General features: G+C 65.7%; 4 protein-coding genes and 1 pseudogene. 4 read left to right on the forward strand and 1 reads right to left on the reverse strand.

Annotation, left to right across the window (positions count from 1 at the left end; translation table 11 throughout):
• The 3 genes from DBR20_RS04775 to cyoD form a co-directional block, all read left to right on the forward strand.
• Positions 1-1,091, forward strand: a 1,091-nt coding sequence (locus DBR20_RS04775; protein WP_181393019.1) for a cbb3-type cytochrome c oxidase subunit I, incomplete at its 5' end; no start/stop codon positions are given.
• Positions 1,088-1,726, forward strand: coding sequence for a cytochrome o ubiquinol oxidase subunit III (gene cyoC, locus DBR20_RS04780; protein ID WP_099821051.1), 639 nt, complete (start codon positions 1,088-1,090; stop codon positions 1,724-1,726). The genes DBR20_RS04775 and cyoC, both read left to right, overlap by 4 nt.
• Entirely contained in the window at positions 1,726-2,067 is a 342-nt protein-coding gene (gene cyoD, locus DBR20_RS04785; RefSeq protein WP_025873831.1) for a cytochrome o ubiquinol oxidase subunit IV, read from the forward strand. Before cyoC ends, cyoD begins: the two co-directional genes overlap by 1 nt.
• Positions 2,068-2,194: 127 nt before the next feature.
• On the opposite strand, the gene DBR20_RS04790 is transcribed toward cyoD, so the two are convergent.
• Positions 2,195-4,252, reverse strand: coding sequence for a bifunctional diguanylate cyclase/phosphodiesterase (locus DBR20_RS04790; RefSeq protein WP_108265382.1), 2,058 nt, complete (start codon positions 4,250-4,252; stop codon positions 2,195-2,197).
• A 148-nt stretch (positions 4,253-4,400) separates the two neighbouring features.
• On the opposite strand from DBR20_RS04790, the pseudogene radA reads away from it, so the two are divergent.
• Positions 4,401-5,457: pseudogene (gene radA, locus DBR20_RS04795) on the forward strand (DNA repair protein RadA); the annotation flags it as partial.

A 5,457-nucleotide genomic window follows, 5' to 3' on the forward strand; every position in this document is an offset into this window, starting at 1 on the left:
CCTTCTCGCGCAAGGCCCTGTTCGGTTACAAGGGCATGGTCTACGCCACCGCCTGCATCGGCGTGCTGTCGTTCATCGTGTGGCTGCACCACTTCTTCACCATGGGCTCGGGTGCCAACGTCAATGCCTTCTTCGGCATCACGACGATGATCATCTCCATCCCCACCGGCGTGAAGATCTTCAACTGGCTGTTCACCATGTTCCGCGGTCGCGTGCAGTTCACCACGCCCGTGCTGTGGACCATCGGCTTCATGGTCACCTTCACCATCGGCGGCATGACCGGCGTGATGCTGGCGATCCCGGCCATCGACTTCGTGCTGCACAACAGCCTGTTCCTGATCGCCCACTTCCACAACGTCATCATCGGCGGCGTGGTGTTCGGCATGTTCGCCGGCATCACCTACTGGTGGCCGAAGATGTTCGGCTTCCGCCTCAACGAGTTCTGGGGCAAGTGCGCGTTCTGGTGCTGGTTCATCGGCTTCTATGTGACCTTCATGCCGATGTACGTGCTGGGCTTCATGGGCATGACCCGTCGTCTGCAGAGCACCGTCAACCCGGCCTACGAGCCGTTCCTGCTGGTGGCCGCGGTTGGCGCCTTCATCGTGGGTGCCGGCATCCTGTGCCAGATCATCCAGGTGGCCGTGTCGATCCGCGACCGCAAGAAGACTGCCGACCTGACCGGCGACCCGTGGGATGCCCGTACGCTGGAGTGGGAAACCTCTTCGCCGCCGGCCTTCTACAACTTCGGCACCTTGCCGGAAGTCACCGAGCTGGACGATTTCTGGGAGCGCAAGCAGCGTGGTGAAGCCTGGCCGAAGCCGGCCAAGTACACCGACATCCATATGCCGCGCAACACCGGCACCGGCGTTGTCATCGGCGCCTTCAGCATGGTGTTCGGCTTTGCGATGATCTGGCACATCTGGTGGCTGGCCATCATCGGCTTCGTCGGCATGATCGCCACGTTCATCTACCGCACCTTCGACCAGGACGTGGACTACTGGGTCCCGGCTGCCGAGGTGGAACGCATCGAGAACGAACACCGCAAGCACCTGGAAGCCCAGGGCCTGGTGAAGTCGGAGCTGAAGGCATGAGCACCAATACCTCGACCGTGAACCACGGGCACGCCGCACACGCGGCGGCCCATGGCCATGACGACCACGAGCACCACGATACCGGCGGCAACACCGTCTTCGGTTTCTGGGTGTACCTGATGAGCGACTGCCTCATCTTCGCCTCGCTGTTTGCCACCTACGTGGTGCTGGCCGGCGGCACCGATGGTGGCCCCGGCGCGAAGGACCTGTTCGAGCTGCCGTTCGTGGCGTGGGAAACCGCGCTGCTGCTGACCTCGTCGCTGACCTTCGGCCTGGGCATGATCGCCATGCACCGCAAGCAGGTCGGTCAGATGTTCCTGTGGCTGGGCATCACCTGGCTGCTGGGCTTCGGCTTCATGTGCATGGAAGTCTATGAGTTCCAGCACCTGATCCATCAGGGTTACGGTCCGGACCGCAGTGCCTTCCTGTCGGCGTTCTTCGCCCTGGTCGGCACCCACGGCCTGCACGTCAGCGCCGGCCTGCTGTGGCTGCTGGTGATGTTCGTGCAGCTGAAGAAGTACGGCCTGACCCCGACCAACAAGACCCGCATGGCGTGCCTGAGCCTGTTCTGGCACTTCCTGGACCTGATCTGGATCGGCGTGTTCTCCGTCGTCTACCTCAATGGAGCGCTGTAATGGCACATGACAACCATGCACACGACCACGCCGCCGGTGGCGAAAGCCACGGCACCGTGAAGTCGTACCTGATCGGCTTCGTGCTGGCGGTGGTGCTGACCGTCATCCCGTTCTACATGGTGATGTCGGGTGATTTCTCGCGCACCGTCAACGGTGTGGTGATCGCCATCACCGCGGTGCTGCAGATGCTGGTCCACCTGGTGTTCTTCCTGCACCTGGACCGCTCGTCGGAGAGCCGCTGGAACGTCAACGCTGCGGCCTTCACCGTGGTGGTGATCGGCATCATCGTGGTCGGCACCCTGTGGGTGATGCACAACATGAACGTGCACATGATGCACTGACGTCTTCGCGACGTTGCCACGCAGAAAGGCCGCCTCCGGGCGGCCTTTTTGTTTTTCCGTTGTCCGGTAGTGCCGGCCGCTGGCCGGCAGCCAGTAGATCCACGCCATGCGTGGATGCGGTTGCCTCTCAACCCACCTTGCGCAGGAACTCCTCGGCGTCCATCGGCCGTCCAAGGTGATAGCCCTGCAGCTGGTCGCAGCCCAGCTCACTCAGGTAATCCCGCTGCGCCTGGGTCTCCACGCCCTCGGCCACCACCTGCAGCTGCAGGGTGCGGCCCAGTGCGATGATCGAGGACACGATGGCCGCATCCTCGTCATTGCGTTCGAGGTCATGCACGAACGCCCGGTCGATCTTCAGCTCGGTGGCCGGCATGCGCTTTAGGTACAGCAGGCTGGAATAGCCGGTGCCGAAGTCGTCAATGGCGATGTGCACGCCCATCGCGGTCAGATCGTTGAGGATCGCCAGGCTGGCCTCGACATCCTTCATCGCCGTGGTTTCAGTGATCTCCAGGGTCAGCCGCGCCGGGTCGATGCGATGCCGTTCCAGCACCGACCGCACGCTGTCCAGCAGGGCCGGCGAGGCGAACTGCAGCGGCGACAGGTTCACCGCCATCGTCCATTCGCTGTGTCCGCCGTCATGCCAGGCCCGCAGCTGCGCGCAGGCCTGGTCCAGCACCCAGTCGCCGATCGGCAGGATCAGGCCGCTGCGCTCGGCGATGGGAATGAACACGTCCGGAGCCAGCAGGCCCAGCTCCGGATGCTGCCAGCGCAGCAGCGCCTCGGCGCCGGTGGCGGGCGCATCGGCCGCCGGGAATTTCGGCTGGTAGTGCAGCAGCAGTTCGTTGCGCGAGATCGCCTTGCGCAGGTCCTGCAGCAGGCGCAGCTGGCGGTTGGCACTGAGCTGCATCGAGGGAATGAAGAAGGTATAGCCGTTCCGACCGGTTTCCTTGGTGTGGTACATCGCCGCATCGGCATGTGCCATCAACTCGCGTTCGTCGCTGGCATCGTCCGGATACAGGGCAATGCCCAGGCTGGCGGTGACCTGCAGTTCCGCCGCATCCAGCACGAAGGGTTCGCTGGCCGCTGCGATCACCCGCTCGGCGACCACCGCCGCATCGTCAGGCGCATCGATGGCCAGCACGATCACGAACTCGTCGCCGCCGAGGCGGGCGAGGGTGTCCTGCGGCCGCAGCTGCGCCCCCACGCGCTGGGCCACCGCGACCAGCAGGCGATCACCCAGCTGGTGGCCATAGGCATCGTTGACGGCCTTGAAACCATCCAGGTCGCAGAACATCACCGCCACCGACTGCTGGCGGCGTTGCGCCTTCTCGATGGCCTGCTCGATCCGATCCTGCAGCAGCATGCGGTTGGGCAGCTGGGTCAGCGGATCGTGCAGTGCCGCCTGGATCAGCTTGTCATTGGCGTGCGCCAGGGAATCGGCCAGAAGACCGGTGCGCACGCGCATCTGGCGGTCGAACAGCGAGGCAACCAGGGCGATGCCCAGCGTGGCCAGGGTGGTCACGATCACCAGCACTGCCAGCCAGCGGGGATCGATGCCGCCGCTGCCGACCGCGCCGCAGACGCTGCCTGCCGGGAAACGGGCGGCGGCCATGCCGGTGTAATGCATGCCGACGATGGCCAGGCCCATCACCAGCGACGCCAGTAGCCGCAGGCGCACCGTGTTGCGTTGCTCTACGCGCAGCCGGAAGGCGATCCACAGCGCTGCACCGGCGGCGCCGATGGCCACCGCGATCGACGCGGCAAACCAGCCGGGGTGGTAGTCGATGCCGGGTTGCATCCGCATCGCGGCCATGCCCAGGTAGTGCATGGCCGCGATACCCAGTCCCATCAGCACCGCACCGGCGGCCAGCCGCTGCAGCGGCAGTCTGGGTCGTGACACCAGCCACAGCGCATAGGCCGACGCGCCGATCGACACGGCCAGCGAATACAGGGTGATCGCCAGGTCGTATCCGACTGGAATCGGCAGCTCGAACGCCAGCATCGCGATGAAGTGCATCGACCAGATGCCCAGGCCCATCGCGGCGGCACCGCCGGCCAGCCACCAGCGGGCGACCCGGCCCTCGGCCGTGGCCAGGCGGCCGGCCATGTCGAGCGCGGTATACGACGCCAGGATCGCCACCAGCAGCGAGATGGCGACCAGGCCCTGACTGTAACTACCAGTCATGTTGAATCCAGAGGAAAAGGGAGGGGCGCCCGCAAGGCGCACGCCCGCCACCGCTATCGGCACCGGCGGGTGGGACTTGAGTGGTCGCAGCAGCTGCGACCCGGCTCGGCTATCCTGCCACGCTCGTTGCCCCTGCAGGAAATTCCCGATGGCCAAAGCCCGCACCGCGTATGTCTGCAATGAATGCGGCGCCGAATACAGCAAGTGGCAGGGCCAGTGCACCGAGTGCAATGCCTGGAACGCGCTGTCGGAAATCGTCCTTGAGAGTGCTGCGGCGGCCAAGGCGCCCGCCTCGCGCCGTGCCGGCTGGGCCGGCAAGATCGACCCGCCGAAGATCACCGCACTGAAGGACGTGGCGCAGACCGAGCACAACCGGGTCAGCACCGGCATCGGTGAATTCGACCGCGTGCTCGGTGGCGGCCTGGTCGAAGGCGCGGTGGTGCTGGTCGGTGGCGACCCGGGCATCGGCAAGTCCACCCTGCTGCTGCAGGCCGTGGCCAAGATGGCCGCGGTGCTGCCGGTGCTCTACGTCACCGGTGAAGAATCACTGGCCCAGGTTGCCGGTCGTGCGCACCGGCTGGAGCTGCCGCTGGAGGGCGTCAACGCGTTGGCCGAGACCGGTGTCGAATCCATCCTGCAGCACGCCAGCAAGAGCGGGCCGCGGCTGATCGTGGCCGATTCGGTGCAAACGCTCTGGACCGAGACGCTGACCGCTGCGCCCGGTTCGGTCAGCCAGGTGCGCGAGAGCGCTGCGCGGCTGGTGCGCTTCGCCAAGGAAACCGGAACCGCGGTGTTCCTGGTCGGCCATGTGACCAAGGAAGGCGGCATCGCTGGCCCGCGCGTGCTGGAACACATGGTCGATGCCGTGCTGTATTTCGAAGGCGAGAGCGGCAGCCGCTTCCGCCTGCTGCGCGCGTTCAAGAACCGCTTCGGTGCGGTCAACGAGCTGGGCGTGTTCGCGATGGGCGACAAGGGCCTGAAGGAAGTCTCCAATCCGTCGGCGATCTTCCTCTCCGGTGCCAGCACGCACCAGCCGGGCAGCTGCGTGATGGTCACCCGCGAGGGTACCCGGCCGCTGCTGGTGGAAGTGCAGGCGCTGGTCGACGCCTCGCCGCTGTCCAATCCGCGCCGCGTGGCGGTGGGCCTGGAGCAGAACCGCCTGGCCATGCTGCTGGCGGTGCTGCATCGGCATGGCGGCGTAATGG

The organism is Stenotrophomonas sp. HMWF023, from assembly GCF_003060985.1.
Lineage (GTDB): Bacteria > Pseudomonadota > Gammaproteobacteria > Xanthomonadales > Xanthomonadaceae > Stenotrophomonas > Stenotrophomonas lactitubi.